Annotated in this window: 20 protein-coding genes; all 20 read left to right on the forward strand. The window is 33.1% G+C overall.

The window, feature by feature from the left end:
• Window positions 1–32: 32 nt before the first annotated feature.
• Window positions 33–512 (forward strand): F0F1 ATP synthase subunit B, encoded by a 480-nt coding sequence (gene atpF / locus BMZ74_RS01860; RefSeq protein ID WP_245750784.1) that lies wholly within the window; start codon window positions 33–35, stop codon window positions 510–512.
• Window positions 509–1,069 (forward strand): ATP synthase F1 subunit delta, encoded by a 561-nt coding sequence (atpH, locus tag BMZ74_RS01865; RefSeq protein ID WP_089858781.1) that lies wholly within the window; start codon window positions 509–511, stop codon window positions 1,067–1,069. Before atpF ends, atpH begins: the two co-directional genes overlap by 4 nt.
• A gap of 1 nt (window position 1,070) precedes the next feature.
• Window positions 1,071–2,645 carry a F0F1 ATP synthase subunit alpha gene (gene atpA / locus BMZ74_RS01870; RefSeq protein ID WP_089858783.1) on the forward strand — a complete coding sequence of 525 codons (1,575 nt, stop codon included), beginning with the start codon at window positions 1,071–1,073 and terminating at the stop codon, window positions 2,643–2,645.
• Between the two features lie 2 nt (window positions 2,646–2,647).
• Window positions 2,648–3,541, forward strand: coding sequence for an ATP synthase F1 subunit gamma (gene atpG / locus BMZ74_RS01875; protein WP_089858786.1), 894 nt, complete (start codon window positions 2,648–2,650; stop codon window positions 3,539–3,541).
• A gap of 23 nt (window positions 3,542–3,564) precedes the next feature.
• Window positions 3,565–4,977, forward strand: a complete 1,413-nt coding sequence (gene atpD / locus BMZ74_RS01880) for a F0F1 ATP synthase subunit beta (RefSeq protein ID WP_089858788.1) — start codon at window positions 3,565–3,567, stop codon at window positions 4,975–4,977.
• A 3-nt stretch (window positions 4,978–4,980) separates the two neighbouring features.
• A complete protein-coding gene (locus BMZ74_RS01885) occupies window positions 4,981–5,415 on the forward strand; it encodes a F0F1 ATP synthase subunit epsilon (protein ID WP_089858791.1) in 435 nt (144 codons plus the stop codon).
• Window positions 5,416–5,600: 185 nt separating this feature from the next.
• Window positions 5,601–6,320, forward strand: a complete 720-nt coding sequence (locus tag BMZ74_RS01890) for a UTRA domain-containing protein (RefSeq protein ID WP_089859099.1) — start codon at window positions 5,601–5,603, stop codon at window positions 6,318–6,320.
• Between the two features lie 57 nt (window positions 6,321–6,377).
• Complete coding sequence (locus BMZ74_RS01895) at window positions 6,378–7,544, forward strand: SIS domain-containing protein (RefSeq protein ID WP_089858793.1); 1,167 nt, start codon at window positions 6,378–6,380, stop codon at window positions 7,542–7,544.
• 18 nt (window positions 7,545–7,562) lie between these two features.
• Window positions 7,563–8,036 carry a PTS N-acetylgalactosamine transporter subunit IIB gene (agaV, locus tag BMZ74_RS01900; RefSeq protein WP_089858796.1) on the forward strand — a complete coding sequence of 158 codons (474 nt, stop codon included), beginning with the start codon at window positions 7,563–7,565 and terminating at the stop codon, window positions 8,034–8,036.
• A gap of 38 nt (window positions 8,037–8,074) precedes the next feature.
• The gene (agaW, locus tag BMZ74_RS01905) at window positions 8,075–8,848 is read left to right on the forward strand and encodes a PTS N-acetylgalactosamine transporter subunit IIC (protein ID WP_089858799.1); all 774 of its coding nucleotides are present in this window, start codon (window positions 8,075–8,077) and stop codon (window positions 8,846–8,848) included.
• Window positions 8,838–9,662, forward strand: a complete 825-nt coding sequence (locus BMZ74_RS01910) for a PTS system mannose/fructose/sorbose family transporter subunit IID (protein WP_089858802.1) — start codon at window positions 8,838–8,840, stop codon at window positions 9,660–9,662. Before agaW ends, BMZ74_RS01910 begins: the two co-directional genes overlap by 11 nt.
• A 56-nt stretch (window positions 9,663–9,718) precedes the next feature.
• Window positions 9,719–10,150, forward strand: coding sequence for a PTS galactosamine/N-acetylgalactosamine transporter subunit IIA (gene agaF, locus BMZ74_RS01915; RefSeq protein ID WP_089858805.1), 432 nt, complete (start codon window positions 9,719–9,721; stop codon window positions 10,148–10,150).
• 26 nt (window positions 10,151–10,176) lie between these two features.
• Window positions 10,177–11,340: an N-acetylglucosamine-6-phosphate deacetylase gene (nagA, locus tag BMZ74_RS01920; RefSeq protein ID WP_089858807.1), complete on the forward strand. Its 1,164-nt coding sequence runs from the start codon at window positions 10,177–10,179 to the stop codon at window positions 11,338–11,340.
• 43 nt (window positions 11,341–11,383) lie between these two features.
• Window positions 11,384–12,250, forward strand: coding sequence for a tagatose-bisphosphate aldolase subunit GatY (locus BMZ74_RS01925; protein ID WP_089858810.1), 867 nt, complete (start codon window positions 11,384–11,386; stop codon window positions 12,248–12,250).
• A gap of 14 nt (window positions 12,251–12,264) precedes the next feature.
• Window positions 12,265–12,927 carry an HAD family hydrolase gene (locus BMZ74_RS01930; RefSeq protein ID WP_177181334.1) on the forward strand — a complete coding sequence of 221 codons (663 nt, stop codon included), beginning with the start codon at window positions 12,265–12,267 and terminating at the stop codon, window positions 12,925–12,927.
• A 165-nt stretch (window positions 12,928–13,092) separates the two neighbouring features.
• A complete protein-coding gene (locus tag BMZ74_RS01935) occupies window positions 13,093–13,659 on the forward strand; it encodes a YueI family protein (protein WP_089858816.1) in 567 nt (188 codons plus the stop codon).
• A 70-nt stretch (window positions 13,660–13,729) separates the two neighbouring features.
• Window positions 13,730–14,977, forward strand: coding sequence for a UDP-N-acetylglucosamine 1-carboxyvinyltransferase (locus tag BMZ74_RS01940; protein WP_177181335.1), 1,248 nt, complete (start codon window positions 13,730–13,732; stop codon window positions 14,975–14,977).
• Window positions 14,978–15,103: 126 nt separating this feature from the next.
• On the forward strand, window positions 15,104–16,054 hold the full coding sequence (locus BMZ74_RS01945) for a 1-phosphofructokinase family hexose kinase (protein WP_089858819.1): 951 nt from the start codon (window positions 15,104–15,106) through the stop codon (window positions 16,052–16,054).
• Window positions 16,055–16,058: 4 nt separating this feature from the next.
• Entirely contained in the window at window positions 16,059–16,535 is a 477-nt protein-coding gene (locus BMZ74_RS01950) for a CBS domain-containing protein (protein ID WP_089858822.1), read from the forward strand.
• 67 nt (window positions 16,536–16,602) lie between these two features.
• Window positions 16,603–17,883, forward strand: coding sequence for a cation:proton antiporter (locus BMZ74_RS01955; protein WP_089858825.1), 1,281 nt, complete (start codon window positions 16,603–16,605; stop codon window positions 17,881–17,883).
• Window positions 17,884–17,936: the final 53 nt, after the last annotated feature.

Below are 17,936 nucleotides of genomic sequence, written 5' to 3' on the forward strand. Positions count from 1 at the left end.
TGAATGTACTCTTGGTTAATATTAATACTACAATGATATGGCAATTAATAAACTTTTTTGTATTGCTTTTTCTCTTAAAGAAGTTTCTTTATTCACCAGTAAAAAATATGCTGGAGCAGAGAGCTGCTCAGATCAATGGTGATCTTGATGCTGCTGAAGCAGAAAAAGAAAAAGTCGAAGAGTTAAAAGCAGAGTACGAGCAGAAATTAAGAAATGCCCGTAATGAAGCACAAAAGATTGTTGATAATGCTGAAACAAGAGCTAATAAGAAAGCTAAAGATATAATTAGTGAGGCTGAAACAAAAGCTGAAAATATAAAAGAAAAGAAATTAGCAGAAATTGAACAGGCTAAGAAGGAAGCAGTATCTGAACTTCGGGACAGCATTGCTGACTATACAATTCTAGCTACAAATAAACTAATCCAGGAGCAATTAGATAAAGAAAAACATCAGGTGATGATTAATCAATTTATCGATGGTCTGGATAAAGAAAAGCTAGGTGAGCTGCAATGAGAAATGAAGTAGCTTCAAAATATAGTCGGGCTCTTTTTGATCTTGGTAAAGAAAAAGATAACCTGCCTGTTTTGCGGGATAGCTTGCTTGAATTTTGGCAGCTGGTAGTGGAAAATGAAGATTTGAATCAGGTTTTATTTCATCAGCGAATAATGCCCGAAGACAAGAAGCGAATAATTGAAAAAATATTTTCTGATGAATTAGAAACAGATATTTTGCATTTTCTTTATATTTTAATTGATAAAAGAAGAGAATATTTTTTAGAATCAATTATAGATGAATTCAATAATCTTGTTGATCAAGAAGAAGATATTTTACATGTTGAAGTAACATCTGCTATAGAATTAGATGAACAAACGATTGATAAATTAAAAGCTAAACTGGATCAACTGCTTAAATATAATATTCAGCTAACCAATAAAGTTGATCAGGAAATTATTGGTGGACTTGTACTTAAGGTTGAGGATTATATTATTGATGGTAGTCTGCGTAATGGACTTTATTCATTACAGCAGCAGCTTAAAGCGATTCCAGTAAGTAAGTTAGGGGTGAATTAATTTGAAACTAAGACCAGAAGAAATTAGTTCGATCATTAAAAAAGAAATAGAAAATTATGGCCAGAAGCTAGAGTCAACTGGTGTTGGTACCGTGCTTGATATCGGTGATGGTATTGCTCATGTTTATGGACTTAAGGATGCTATGGCTGGTGAGTTATTAGAATTTCCTAATGAAGTTTTTGGCATGGTTTTAAACCTTGAAGAAGATAATATCGGGGTTGTTTTACTTGGAGATGAAACCCTGATTGAAGAAGGTGATGATGTAAAACGAACCGGGAGAGTAGTTGAAGTTCCGGTTGGGGAAGCATTGTTAGGGAGAGTTGTTAACCCACTTGGGCAGCCAATTGATGGTAAAGGTGCTATTGATAGTGATAAATATAGACCAATTGAATCAGAAGCTCCTGGTGTTGTACAGAGACAACCTGTAGAAGAGCCTTTACAAACAGGTTTAAAAGCTGTTGATGCAATGACTCCTATTGGTAGAGGCCAACGTGAATTAATTATTGGAGACCGTCAAACTGGTAAAACAGCAATTGGAGTAGATACAATTATTAATCAAAAAGATAATGATGTAATTTGTATTTATGTTGCTATTGGCCAGAAAAACTCTACTGTTGCTCAGTTGACTGAACGATTAAGAGAAGAAGGCGCAATGGATTATACAATTGTAGTATCTGCTACAGCAAGTGAGCCTGCTCCAATTAGATATATTGCACCTTATGCTGGTTGTGCAATGGGCGAATATTTCATGTATGAAGAAGATAAAGATGTTTTAGTTGTTTATGATGACCTTTCCAAACATGCAGTGGCCTATCGTTCAATGTCCCTACTCTTGAGAAGACCACCTGGACGTGAAGCTTATCCAGGAGATGTATTCTATCTTCATTCTCGCCTACTTGAAAGAGCTGCCAAATTAAATGATGATCTTGGAGGGGGTTCTTTAACTGCTCTACCAATTATTGAAACACAAGCAGGAGATGTTTCTGCTTATATTCCAACTAATGTTATCTCTATTACAGATGGTCAGATTTATCTAGAAAGCGAATTGTTTTTCTCTGGAGTTCGTCCTGCTGTTAATGTTGGTATATCTGTTTCCCGTGTTGGTGGTAATGCTCAAATTAAAGCGATGAAAAGTGTTGCTGGAACATTGCGGCTTGATCTTTCCCAGTATCGTGAATTAGAAGCATTCTCTCAATTTGGTTCTGATCTTGATAAAGCAACTCAACAAAAGCTTAATCGTGGGGAAAGAATTGTTGAAATCCTGAAACAGAAACAATATTCTCCAATGCCAGTTGCTGAACAGGTAATAATTATTTATACAGTTACTAACGGATATCTTGATGATTTACCAGTTGATAATCTGGGTAGATTTGAATCAGAATACTTAGGCTTTATTGATAGCAACTATGCAGAAATAAAAAAAGATATAACAGAAAATGGCAAGCTAACTGATGAGTTAAAAGAAAAAATTAATCAGGCAGCTAAAGAATTTAAAGATATGTTCCAGGTTAAGAAAAATACAATTGTTGATATGGAAGATTCTGATACCGAAGCAGAGGAAGCTGAGGTGAACTAATAATGCAGAATATGCGTGATATTCAGCGGCGAATTGGGAGTGTAAAAAGCACCCAGAAAATTACTAGAGCCATGAAAATGGTTGCTGCTGCGAAACTGCAAAATGCCCAGGATAGGGCAGAAGATGCCAGACCATTTTTTAATAAAACTGTAGAAGTTCTGCAGGGAGTTTTTAGTAGAACTAGAGAAAATAATCATCCACTTCTGGCAGAAAGAGAAACAGGCCGTCATCTTGTTATTGCTGTGACAGGTGATAGAGGATTATGTGGGGCTTATAATCACAGGGTAAATGATCGGGTAGAAGAAATTATTAAAGCAGACGGAGAAGTATCATTGATTGTTTTGGGTAGAAAAGCGAGAGATTATTTTCGTAGACGTCAGGTTGATATTATGGCTGAATATATCCAGCTTGATGATTACCCTGGTTATGGTTTTGCCAATGATCTTGCTGATGAAATTATTGAACATTTTATAGCTGAAGATGTCAATAAAGTCTCAATTGTTTATACTCATTTCAACTCTGCTATTAGTCAAAAGGTCAAAACTATGCAGCTGCTGCCAGTAGAAAAGTTTGCTGCCTCAGCCGAAAAATTAAAAGCAGATCAGGCAGAAAATGAAGCAGAAGCAGATGGACATTTTGTTGATTATATTTTTGAACCATCACCAGCTGAAGTTTTTGACAATATTTTGCCTCAGTATTTAATTAATGTAATTTACTCTGCTTTGCTGGAATCAAAAGCTAGTGAATTTGGTGCCAGGATGACAGCAATGGATTCTGCTACTGATAATGCAAATGAAATGATAAATAAACTTACTTTGCAATATAACAGAGCTCGTCAGGCAGAGATTACTACAGAAATTACAGAAATTGTTGGGGGAGCAGAAGCACTTAAATAAAGTTTTATAAAGGAGGAATTTGTGTGAGTGACCAGAACATTGGTAGAATAGTTCAGGTTATTGGTCCGGTAGTTGATATTGAATTTCCGGACGGAAATTTACCGAAAATCTATAATGCTATTAAAATAGAAGATCAAGAAAGAGATATTGACCTGACCTGTGAAGTAATGCAACAGCTTGGTGATAATCGTGTTCGTTCTGTTGCAATGGCTTCTACAGATGGTTTGATTCGTGGAATGGAAGCAGTAGACCAGGGGACTCCAATCAGTACTCCAGTTGGCGAAGCCGTGCTAGGCAGAGTATTTAATGTACTCGGGGAAGCAATTGATAATCGAGGAGCAGTTGAGACTGATGAAAGACGTCCAATTCACCGATCTGCTCCAGAGTTTGAAGAACAAGAACCTTCAACTGAGCTTTTTGAAACAGGAATTAAGGTAATTGATTTACTGGCACCATATACCAGAGGTGGTAAAGTTGGTTTGTTTGGTGGTGCTGGTGTTGGTAAAACAGTATTGATTCAGGAATTAATTAATAATATTGCAACCGAGCATGGTGGCTATTCCGTTTTCTCTGGTGTTGGTGAAAGAACAAGAGAAGGAAATGACCTCTGGTTAGAATTCCAGGAAGCAAATATTTTAGATAAAGTTGCGATGGTTTTTGGTCAGATGAATGAACCACCTGGAGCTAGAATGAGAGTAGGTTTAACAGGACTTACTATGGCAGAATATTTTAGAGATGAAGCTGGTCAGGATGTACTACTATTTATTGATAATATATTTCGTTTTATTCAGGCTGGTTCTGAAGTATCAGCTTTACTTGGTAGGATGCCTTCTGCGGTAGGTTATCAGCCAACTCTTGCTTATGATGTTGGTTCATTACAGGAAAGAATAACTTCTACTAAAAAAGGTTCAATAACTTCAGTGCAAGCGGTTTATGTACCAGCTGATGACTTAACTGACCCTGCTCCAGCTACTACCTTTGCTCACCTTGATGCTACTACAGTTTTATCTAGGGATATTTCTGAAAAAGGTATTTATCCAGCTGTTGATCCACTTGATTCAACTTCTAATATTCTGGATCCTAGAGTTATTGGAGATGAGCATTATAATGTGGCCCGGGAAGTCCAGGAAATTTTGCAAGAGTATAAAGACTTGCAGGATATAATTGCTATCTTGGGTATGGATGAATTATCTGAAGAAGATAAAGTAGTAGTAAACAGAGCTAGAAGAATTGAGAGATTCTTATCGCAGCCATTTTTTGTTGCAGAACAGTTTACTGGTAACACTGGTAAATATGTTGAGTTAGATGATACAATTCGTGGCTTTAAAGGTATTTTAGAAGGTCGTTATGATGACTTGCCCGAAGAAGCATTTTATATGGTAGGAACTATTGAAGATGCAGTAGAAAAAGCTAAACAGATGGAAGAAGGTGAGTAGCCTATGGCTGCTGCACCAAAAATCCAGTTAGATGTAGTAACACCACAAAAATTAGCTTATAGTGACCAAGTTGATCTTATTGAAGGACCTGCAGTTGATGGTTTGATTGGAATTTTGCCTAAACATGCTCCTCTAGTAACTGCCATGAAGATTGGTGTAGTGAGAGTTGTTAAAGATGGCGAAGAAATCCAGATAGCTATTAGTGAGGGCTTTATGGAAGTTAGACCAGATCAAATTAATTTAGTAGTTAGAACAGCTGAACTGCCGGAAGAGATTGATATAGAAAGAGCAGAGTCGGCCCGTGACCGAGCGGAAGAAAAATTACAGAGTTCTGGTGAAAACATTGATTTTGCTAGAGCAGAAGCATCTTATGAGCGCGCTGTTGCACGTCTAAAAGCTGCTGGTCATAATGATCGCTCTTATACAACTACTGTTTAACAACTAATTTAATTAGTTTTTTAAAAGCAGTTTCAATTATTTTGAAACTGCTTTTTTATTTTAATTTTATTGATTAATAATAAAATTATTAAAAGTTTGCTAACTAGCTTGACAAATTGGCAAAAAAGAGTTAATATCTATATATACTTATCATGATAACATAATAAGAGGTGAATTAATTGGATATTATTAGTTCTGATAGACGGTTGCCGCTATATTATCAACTGTATGATATTATTAGTAAAAAAATAAAAGAAGGAATCTATCAAGAAGATGATAAGCTTCCCTCTGAAAGAGAATTTTGTGAAGAATATGATATTAGCAGGGCTACTGTAAGAAGAACTATGGTTGAACTGGAAAAAAATAATTTGATTTATAAAAAGCAGGGTAAAGGAGTTTTTGTTTCTCCAGAAGCTTTTGAACAAGACTTACTTAATTTTTATAGTTTTACTGATGAAATGAAAAAGATTAATAAAAAGCCTACTTCAAAAATTATTGATTTTAAACTAGTTGCAGCAGCTGAAAAAATCATAGCTAAATTAAATTTGCAAGAAGATGATAAGGTATACCAGATCAAAAGACTTAGATTAGCCGATAATGAGCCAATGATGCTGGAAACTACTTTTTTACCGGCATATAGATTTGAGAACTTGACAGAAAAAGAACTAAGTGATTCAGCCATGTATGATATATTTAGGAAGAAATTTGATGTTGTCTTTGCTAAAGCAGAAGAAACATTTCAGGCAACTAGTATTAATAGTGAAGAAGCTATGCTGCTTGATGTAAAAGAAAATTCTCCAGCTATTTTATTAGAAAGATTGACTTATGAGACTAATTCTATAATTGAATATACAGTTAGTATTGCCCGGGGCGATAAATTTAAATTCCATGTTGTGCTGGAATAAAAATTGAATTTTAAACAACTTGTAATGACAACATAATATAATAATGAGGTGTTATAATTGACAAAATTACTAAATTTAAATGAAGAAAAATGGAAAGAAAAACAGGGCCTATATACAGCGAAAGAAATATACCAACAGCCTGAAATGTGGAATTTAACTTTACAAAAAATTTTAAATGCACAACAGGAATTAAAGAGCTTTTTAGAAGAAGTTCTAGCAAATAAAAATATTCGTATTATTTTAACTGGAGCCGGGACATCTGGGTTTATTGGTGATACACTTATTAATTATATTAAAGAAAAATATAGTGATTTAGATGTAGTTTCTGTTCATACAACAAATATTGTTAGTCATCCGGCTACATATTTAGATAAAGATATTCCTACTTTATTAGTTTCCTTTGCCAGATCTGGCAATAGTCCTGAAAGTGTAGCTACTGTAAATTTAGCAAAACAAATTGTTAATAATCTTTATCAGTTAGTTATAACTTGTAATCAAGCTGGTAAACTTGCAAAGTCTATAGAAGGGAGGAAAAACAAAGTAATTTTATTGCCTGAAGCTACTAATGATAAGGGGTTTGCAATGACTAGTAGTTTTACTTCAATGTTATTAGCAGCCTTATTATTTTTTAACTTAAACAAATTAGCTGAGCTTGAACCTTTAATTAAATCCGAAGTAGCTGCTGCTAAAAAAGTTATAAATGATTTTCCACAATTTGATGAGCTATTAATTAAGAAATATAAAAAAATAATTTATCTTGGATCTTCTTATTTTTATGGTCTAAGCAAAGAAGCTAGCTTAAAATTGCTAGAATTAAGTGCAGGTAAGACTGTTACTAAGTATGATACTCCTCTGGGATTTCGGCATGGTCCTAAGTCCATAATTGATTCAGAGACATTGGTTGTATTTTTCTTATCACGTTCAGAATATGCAAGGCTTTATGAATATGATCTTTTAAGAGAATTAAAAGAAGATCAGGTGAAAACTTTTGTTATCTCAGATTTAATAGATGACCAAATTATAGAACTTAGTGATTATAATTATAAAATTGAAAGTAATCAAAAATTAGATGAAGTATTTAACTCATTGATTTATATTATTTTTGCTCAAATAATTTCTTTGTATAATTCAATTAATAACAAGATAAACCCAGATAATCCTAGTCCGGATGGAAGTGTTAATCGAGTAGTTAAAGGAGTAAAAATTTATCCCTATCACAATTAAAATTTAGGAGGCTTAAAAATGCCCAATATTTTATTGACAAGAATTGATAATCGTCTTATTCATGGTCAGGTTGGAGTTACCTGGTCTAGTCATTTAGGTGCAAATTTAGTTTTAGTAGCTAATGATAAAGTAGCGGAGGATAGTATTAGACAAAATTTAATGGATATGGTTATGCCAGAAACAGTAGAAACAAGATACTTTACTTTAGAAAAAACTATTAATATTATTGATAAAGCATCTGCCAGACAAAAGATTTTTATAGTAGTTGAAACACCACAAGATTTATTAGTATTAATTAAAGGTGGTGTTCCAATAAAAAAAGTAAATATTGGAAATATGCATTATGCTGAAGGTAAAAAACAAATATCTTCGACAGTTTCTGTTTCTAAAGAAGATATCGAAACTTTTAAAGAGCTTGATAATTTAGGAGTTGAGCTTGATTTACGAAGAGTTCCAGATGAAAAGGGGGAAAATATAATCGACTTGCTTTAAAGGTAATTAGTATAATCTTAAAATGAGGGGGAATATTAATGTTAACAGAAGCACTATTAATTGCTTTACTTGCTGGTATCGCAGGAATTGATATGTATAATGGTTTAACTCATATCCATCGGCCTATCGTTACAGGAGTTATTGTAGGACTTATTTTGGGAGATCTTAGAACTGGCTTAATAACTGGAGGTATGTTGGAATTAGTCTGGATGGGAATGGTTCCGTTAGCTGGGGCACAACCACCTAATGTAGTGATTGGGGGTATTATTGGAGTCTCTTTTGCTATCCTAACTGGTCAAGATCCCAAAGTAGCAATTGGAATTGCAGTTCCTTTTGCTGTAGCTGCTCAGGCAGGTATCACATTGCTTTTTACAGTTTTTTCTCCAGTTATGCACAAAGCAGATAAATATGCTGAAGAAGCAAACCTAAAAGGTATTGATATGATTAATTATTTAGGTATAACAATTTTATTTGTATCTTATTTTATTGTAGCATTTTTACCAATCTATTTTGGAGCAGACGCAGCCCGGGCTGCTGTTGAAATGTTACCTCAAAAGTTTATTGCAGGTCTTTCTGTTGCTGGAGGAATGATGCCAGCCGTTGGTTTTGCTTTACTATTAAAAATAATGTTTAAGAAAGAATATATAGGATTTTTAATAATTGGATTTGTTTTAGTAGCTTATTTAGAATTACCAATTTTAGCAGTGGCTTTAATTGGTACATCGATAGCTTTATATGATTTCTTTAAAAATCAGTCTAATGATTCAACTCCAGATAATAATAATGAGGAGGTAGTAGCCGATGGAATCTAAAAACGAAAATGTGTACACTGATCAAAGTACAGATGTGAGTTTGACTAAGAAAGATCTCAATAAAATGGCATGGCGCTCTTTGCTTTTACAAGCATCTTTTAATTATGAAAGAATGCAGGCAGCTGGTTGGCTTTATAGTATGGCTCCCGCTTTAAAAAAGATACATAAGAAAAAAGAAGATCTTAGTAAATCAATGAAAATGCATCTTGAATTTTTTAATACTCATCCTTTTTTAGTTACTTTTGTTATGGGAATCATTTCTGCTATGGAAGAAAATAAAAATGATCTTCAAACTATTAGGGGAATTAAAGTTGCCACAATGGGTCCATTGGGTGGAATTGGTGATGCTTTATTTTGGCTCACTTTACTTCCGATTAGTGCAGGAATAGGAGCTTCTTTAGCAGTTGAGGGCAGCATTGCAGGTCCGATAATTTTTCTTCTTCTATTTAACATTGTTCATTTTTCTTTAAGGTTTGGCTTAATGCATTATGGTTATCAAACAGGAGTTAGATCTATTTCTAAATTAAAAGAGAATACTAAAAAAGTATCAAGAGCTGCAAATATAGTTGGACTTTCTGTTATTGGAGGATTAGTTGCTTCCTATATTAGCTTAAAAACTACTCTAGTTATCAATGCTGGTAAAGCAAGTGTAGCTTTACAGGGAGATGTTTTAGATAAAATTATGCCTAAATTACTGCCTGCACTTTATGCTTTATTAATGTACTGGTTGTTAAAAAGAGGTTGGTCTCCAATAAAATTAATTGCTTTGACAGTAGTTTTTGGAGTTGTAGGAAAATATTTAACAATACTATAATTAATTTTTTAATAGAAGGGGATATCCCCTTCTATTAACTCAGGAGAGTGATTAAAATGACTGGTATAATTATTTCCGGACATGGGCATTTTGCTGCTGGAATTAATTCTGTAATAGAATTAGTTGTTGGCAAACAAGATAAAATTGGTGTTGTAAACTTTTTAGAAAGTGATTCTACTGACTTGCTTTATAAAAAATTAACCAGCCAAGTTAAAGAATTAGATTGTGATAGCTATTTGATTTTTACTGATTTACCAGGCGGATCTCCATTTAAAGAATCAGTAAAATTATCACTTGAAATAGAAAACTGTGAAGTTATTACAGGTACAAATGTACCTATGATTCTTGAGATTATATTTAAATTAGAAGATCTTTCCTTAACTGATTTAAAAAATCAGGCCCTAAAAATTGGCAAAAAACAAATACTTGCTTTTGAAGTTAAAGAAAACACCAATAAAGCTGAAAATAAAATTAAAGATGGTATTTAAATTAGACTCAGAAATAAGGTGAAAATGTGAAATATTATCTAAAGAGTGAACAGATATTTTTAGAAAATAGAATTTTAAAAAATGCATATTTATTAATAGAAGATGAAATTATAAAAGATATTTTTAGTTGTTCTGAAAATAAATCTCTAAATAAAAATTTAAAGATAATTGATCTAGGGAGTAAAATAATTGCTCCAGGCTTGATTGATCTTCATATCCATGGTGCAGTTGGCAAGGACGTCATGGATGCTGATTATGAATCTCTTAACTCTATTTCCCAATTCCTTGCTAAAAATGGAGTTACTTCATTTTTAGCAACTACTTTAACTTCTCCACTTTCTAAAATAAAATCAGCTTTACAGAATGTCAAATTGGGAATTGAAAAAGGAGTTGATGGAGCAAAAATTCTTGGTATTTATTTAGAGGGGCCATATTTGACGCCTGAACATAATGGTGCTCACCCGGTTGAATTTATGCGAGAAATAAATTTGCAAGAGATTGATGAACTAATTGATTTATCAGGTAATAACATTATGGTAGTTGCATTAGCGCCAGAAAAAGATCTTGCTTCTCAAATAACTGAATATCTTACTGAAAAAGGAATAAAGGTTACTATTGCACATACTAATGCTTCTTATGAAGAAACTAAAAAAACAATTAATTGTGGAGCAAATATTGCTACTCATACCTTTAATGGTATGACTGGTTTACATCATAGGGCTCCAGGAGCAGTAGGCGCTATTTTATCTTCAGCAGAAGTTTATTCAGAACTAATTGCTGATAAGATTCATGTGCATCCAGCTGTAATTAAGATATTATATAAAGTAAAAAATAATAAATTGATGCTGATAAGTGATTGTATTAGAGCTGGCGGTCTGGCTGATGGAAACTATAAATTAGGAGAACTTGACATAAAAGTACATGATTCTATAGCAAGGACTGAAACTGGTTCTCTTGCTGGGAGCACTCTAAAGATTAGAGAAGCAATCTTAAATATTAAAGATTCAGCTGAACTATCTTTATTCGATAGTCTTAAACTGGCTACTTTGACTCCTGCAGCAGCAATTGGATTAGCTGAAGAAATAGGCAGTATAGAGATAGGTAAAAAAGCTGATTTAATTGCAATAGATAAAAAAATGAATGTTTATTTAACTATTATAAATGGGAAAATAATTTATAATAATTTATAAACTGACTTGTGTTAAAAAATTATTCTTAATGAGGAGAATTTAAATGTTTATAATATCAGATAAAAATCTTCTTTTAAATGCACAAAGAAATAATTATGCAGTTCCAGCATTTAATATTCATAATCTAGAAACTACTAAAGTTGTGATTGAAGCAGCTTCAGAATTAAACTCACCAGTTATTTTAGCTGCGACTCCCGGTACAATTAGATTTTCGGGAATTGAATATTTGATAAATATTATGAATACAGCAGCTGCATCAACTGATATTCCAATTGCTTTCCATCTTGATCACCATGAGGATATAAATGATATAAAGAAAGCAATTAAGTTAGGATGTAAGTCAGTAATGATTGATGCCTCAGCTTTATCCTATGAAGAAAATATAGCTAAAGTAAAAGAGGTGGTTAATTTTGCGAATCGATATGATGTAAGTGTAGAAGCTGAATTAGGTAAATTGGTAGGGCAAGAAGACGATATTACAGTTTCGGAAAGAGATTCTCAGTTAACTAATCCTGATTTAGCAGTAGATTTTGTTAAAAGAACAAATATTGATTCTTTAGCAATTGCAATTGGAACTGCTCATGGACTTTACAAAAAAGAACCTAAACTTGATTATAATCGTTTAAAAAATATAAATAAACTAATTAAGGTACCACTTGTTCTGCATGGTGCTTCTGGATTGCCAGATGAGTCTGTCCAAAAAAGTATCAAATTAGGAATTACAAAAGTTAATATTGCCACAGAATTAAAAATTGCATTCTCAGATGGTGTAAAAGAATATTTTCAAAATAATCCAGAGGCAAATGATCCGCGCAAATATTTAACTCCTGGTAAAGATAAAATGAAAGAAGTAGTTAGGCATAAAATAATGTTATGTGGTAGTAATGATAAAAAATCTTTATTTAATTAGGATGGATGAGATTTATGTTAAAAGCTGTAATTTTTGATATGGATGGAGTAATATTGAATTCTGAGCCAATTTATCATGAAGTCAATTTAAAAATGTTTAAAGACTATGGCCTTGATGTAGAAGAAGTTAAACCAGTTCAATATCAAGGAGTTAATTTACTTGATATGTGGAGAGATATAACCAATAATTATAAGCTAAATAAACCTATTGAACCTGATGAAATTGCTCAAGACAATCTTAATCATTTTTTATTAGCTTTGAAAAATAAAAAGAACCTTAAATTAATGAATGGAATAGAAGAATGGTTTCAATTTTTTAAAGATAAAAAAATAAAAATGATTATTGCTTCCTCTTCATATCCTGAAATTATTGATTATATTTACCATAAGTTAAAGTTATATTATTATATTGAGCAGTATGTTGACATTAATAAAATAGAAAATGGGAAACCAGACCCAGATATTTTTTTAACAGCTGCCAAAACACTCAATGTTTCTCCTGAGGAATGTCTGGTAATCGAAGACTCAACTCATGGTATTACAGCAGCTCATCGAGCAGATATTAAATCTGTTGCTTATAAACAGTCCGGACAAAAAAAGCAGGACTTTAGTCAGGCTGACTTAATAATTGACAAATTTAATTATCAAAACTTAAAAAGAGTATTAAAATTATTTTAAAATATATTGCTTTATATGTGTATACTTTTAAGACCATTCCAATTTTAATTGGAATGGTCTTTTATTTTAATATTTATTAATAGTTCTTAATTTAATTACAAAATTTGCTGTTTTGTTGAATAAAAAATTAAAAATGATAAAATAGAACAAGGAGGTACTAAAGAAATGTATAATCAAAATAAACAGGAGAGCAAATTGGAAAAGACAGCCCGGGCGGGTGCTTTTGGTCCAGTTGAAATAAATAAAGGAGAAAAAAATCGCTTTTTAGGAGAATTTAAAGAAAGAATTATTGGTTATTTAGAGGAAAAGCAGGTAAATGAAACTGCTATTTACCCTGAAATTAAAGAGTTATTAAAAGAGAATGAAGCAGAAAAGTTGATCATTAGAGGAGATATAGCTAGAGATAAAATAGAACAATATCTTGACTGGGCTCGAGAAATGGGAGTCAAATTCAATCGTAAAAACTCACCAGAATTTAAAGGGAAAGTGGCCTTAGCTATTGCCGGTAGTGATGCGGTTACAAAACAAATTGGTAAAGTTCCCAATAGAGAAGAAAAGTTGCAAAAAAAGGGCTTATCTGATAATATTATAAGGAATGCAGGTTCTTTGTTATGTAAGGAATGTTGGCAAGAATTAATTGAAAAAGCCCCGGAAGAAAAAATTAATTACCAAAAAGCCGGGATATTTGATAAACTAACAGGTAACGATTGTGTGGGCTGCCAGGAAAAGTAGTGATACTCTAATTTTAATTAATGCTTTTATGCGGCCTTTAAAGGCAAAATTTGGAAAGGAGCTTTTAGAGGTGGGAAAATATATTATTGAGGGACTTAGACCACTTAAAGGAGAGATTAAAGTCGGTGGAGCAAAAAATGCAGCACTGCCAATTATAGCTGCCGCTCTGCTGGCAGATTCACCAGGAGTTTTAGAAGATATACCACAATTAAGAGATGTTAATAATTTATGTAAAATAATTGAAGAAATGGGAGCTAAAGTTAAAATTTCTAATCATCGGATTGAAATTGATCCCAGAACTGTTTTTAAGAGTGAAGCAGACCATGAACTGGCTAGAAAATTAAGAGCTTCTTATTATATACTGGGGGTTATGTTAGCAAAAGAAGGTCATGCAAGAACCACTTTGCCGGGAGGATGTAATATTGGTAATCGACCGATAGATCTTCATTTGAAAGGCTTTAGAGCTTTAGGAGCGGAAGTTAACCTTGATCATGGTGTAGTAGAAGTTAAAGCAGACCGACTTAAAGGAGCAGAAATTTATCTTGATTATCCCAGTGTTGGAGCAACTATTAATATTATGATAGCTGCCAGTCGGGCAGAAGGTAAAACTGTAATAGAAAATGCAGCTCGTGAACCTGAAATAGTTGATCTGGCTAATTTTTTAACAGTAATGGGAGCAAAGATAAAAGGTGTTGGAACAGATGTAATAAAAATTGAAGGTGTTTCTGAGATGCATGGAGTTGAGCATCGCATAATCCCTGATCGGATTGAAGCAGGAACATATATGATTGCAGCAGCAATCAGTAAAGGTGATGTTTTTATTCGGAATGTTTTAACTGAGCATGTAAAACCTCTGATTGCTAAAATGCATGAGATGGGAATTGTGGTAGAAGAAAATATTGAAGGTGTTAGGGTAACTGGTCAGAATGATTTTAAAGCAGTTGATGTTAAAACTTTACCTTATCCTGGCTTTCCAACTGATATGCAGTCGCAAATGATGGCTCTTTTAACTCAGACAGATGAAACTAGTTTAATTATTGAAACAGTCTGGGAAAATCGCTTTATGCATGTTGATGAATTAAAACGCATGGGAGCAGATATAAAGATTGATGGTCATAGTGCGCTAATTAAACCGGGCCATCTAACCGGAGCAGAAGTAAGAGCAACAGATCTCAGGGCAGGGGCTGCGCTTATTCTGGCTGGTCTGGCTGCTGAAGGCAAAACAGAAGTTCGTGATATTTATCATGTAGAGCGTGGTTATGAAGACATTGAAAAAAAGCTTCAACTTGTGGGAGCAAAAATAAATAAAATATCTTAAAAAAGGAATTATAACCTGCCGCTGATATTTTCAGCGGTTTTTTGTTTAATTTTGCTAAAATATAACTTTTATTTTTACAATGAACATTAAAATTTTACGGCAAAAAATAGTTAAGGTGGTGCGAAAATGATTACGACAGTAACACTCAATCCTGCAATTGACCGTGAGTATTTTGTTGACAACAATGAAGTAATGAAAAACCAGTTTATTTACAATGAAAAAGATTTGAAAGTTTATCCAGGTGGGAAAGGTTTAATTAGTGCTGTTAATTTTAAAGCGCTTGGCTACCATGATGTACAAAACATTGGTTTTGTAGGAGGAAAGCAGGGGCTTTTTTTCGAAAAAATGGTACAAAAATACGATATAATAAGCAATTATATTCATACCGAAAAAGAAATTAGAAATAATGTTAAAATTATTGGCCGTAACCCAGCTACTTATACCCAATATAACGATTATACTTATCAGGTTAGTACAGAAGAAGTTCAGGAACTTGTTAATCGTTTTCAGCGCTCTATTTCCGAAAGTGACTGTATTTTAATTTCGGGTTCAATTCCAGAAGGTGTTCATTTCGACATTTATCAAAGACTAATTAGAATTGCCAAAACAAAAGATAAAGGAGTTTTTTTGCAGGGGAGTGGAGAAGCACTTAAGTTAGCTCTAGCAGCTAAACCCGATATAGTAACTCCTTATTTTAAACACCACCAAACTATCCTTGATCTCGAAATGGATACTAAAAAGGATTATATTAAGGCTGGCCATAAAATGCAGGAGCTTGGTGCTAAATATGTTATGATTCCTTTTCACTGTGATCGTTTGTTGTTTGATAAAAATGGTGATGTTTATCAACTTTCCCCTCAGGAATATTGTATTATTAATTGGTTAGGGGCAAGTGATGCTTATAACACAGCTTTTCTGGATTATATATTCCAGCATGATTTTGATTTTTTTGAAGCTAATTTGCGGGGGGCAGCAGCAGCTCTCTGGGTAGCTGAAAATAAAAAGATTTATCTTTCTGCCCGAGAAAATTTTAACTGCTGTCTTGACCGGCTTAAAATAAAGAAATTGGAGGTGTGATAGGTTGAGTAAAGTTAAAGACTATATGATTCGAACAATGAATTCTATCACCCCTAAAGATAGTATTAAGAAAGCTATTGAAATTATGTATCGTTCTGAACAATCAGTGCTTCCAGTAGTTGATGAACATAATCGTTTTATTGGAACAATTTATAGCAACAATATTTTAAAAAATATTATCCCCGAGAGTTTTGGGTTTCTTGACAGCAGCCGTCTTTTTTATGAAGTTAATGAGGCAGTAGAAAATTTAAAAGAAGTTAAAGCAGAGCCAATAGAAATTTATATGTCAGAGAACAGAGATGCTGTTGAAGAAGATAGTGATATGAAAAAGGTAGCAGATATAATGTTGAATAATAAGGAATCACTTTTATTTGTTATCAATGAAGCTGGTTATTTAAGAGGATTTATTGAGCGATCTAATTTATTACACTTCTTACTTGACGAAGCAGATAATTCTGATCTTACAGCTGATAGTAAGTAAATAATTTAGCTTCTAGATTTAGAATCAGTTTATTAATTAAAGAAACTAGCAAAACGGGGTGCTGATTATGGAAGAATTACTATCAATTTCAATTGGTGATTTTGAAAGATGGTTAACTTTAAATAATATCATAAATAAGCAAATATATTTACTGGCAGTCTTTTTACTGCTTGCTTTTTTAACAGTAATTTTAGCTAAAAAATATAAAATTCCAATTGTGGTTGGCTATGTTTTTTTAGGAATTGTATTAAGTCCTGATATTGTTGCTCTTTTGCCCGGGATTGATCGTGAATTTTATGATTTTTATGTTTTTATAATTTCTAATCTTGGCTATATAACTCAAATAGCACTTGGCTTTATCGCTTTTACGATTGGGAGTGAGCTTTCTTTAAGAACTATTCGAAGATTAGGTAAAAGTATTATTGCTATTGCTATTTTCGAATCAGTTTCAGCATTTATAGTAGTTACTCTTGCTATTTTAGCATTTGGTTATCCTATTTTTATGGCTTTGTTATTGGGAGCAATAGCTTCTGCAACTGCACCAGCTGCTACAGTAATGGTATTAAGAGAATATAATGCTGAAGGACCGCTCAGTTCAACAATTATGGCAGTAGTTGGTCTAGATGATGCCTTCGCTTTGATTATTTTTTCGCTAGTTAGTCCAATTGCTTATCTGCGTTTCCAGGGCGGAGGAGAGCTCTTATTAAAAGAGATAATTATCGATCCTCTCTTAGAAATTGGTGGAGCAATTATCATTGGTTTATTAATTGGCTATTTATTACAATATTTATTGGGTAATCTTAATGAAAAGACTAAAAAAATATTAGCTCTTGTAACCGGAATTGTACTAAGTTCAGCTATTTCTATTTTTATGGGTGTATCTGCTCTAATAGCTAATATGACAGTGGGATTTGCAGTTAGAAACTTTGCCCACAAAAACTTGCAAATTTCAGAATATCTTGATACTTTGACAATTCCACTTTATGCTTTATTCTTTATAATTGCTGGAACTGAGATTAGATTTTCAGAAATGTTTTCAGCTGCTTTTTTATTAATTGCCCTCATTTATTTATTAGCGAGAATAATTGGTAAAGTTGGCGGTTCAACTCTGGCAGCTCATTTATCGGCAGCTCCCCGGAATGTACAAAAATATATTGGCTTTGGTTTGCTTCCACAGAGTGGAGTAGCAATTGCTTTAGCTTATTCTGTGGAAAAGCAGTATGTAGCAGCACCAGAAATTGGCCTTCTAATTTTTAATACTTTACTTTTAACGGCTGCTTTGACTGAAATAATTGGTCCGCTTTTAACAAAATATGCAGTTATTAATTCTGGGGAAGCAGAAAACTAATAAAAATGGGCTGGACAGTTAAAATTACTTTGTTGATTCTAATTATATTTTAA

Origin of the sequence: Halanaerobium salsuginis (assembly GCF_900114545.1) — a bacterium.
In the GTDB taxonomy this organism is placed as follows: Bacteria; Bacillota; Halanaerobiia; order Halanaerobiales; family Halanaerobiaceae; genus Halanaerobium; species Halanaerobium salsuginis.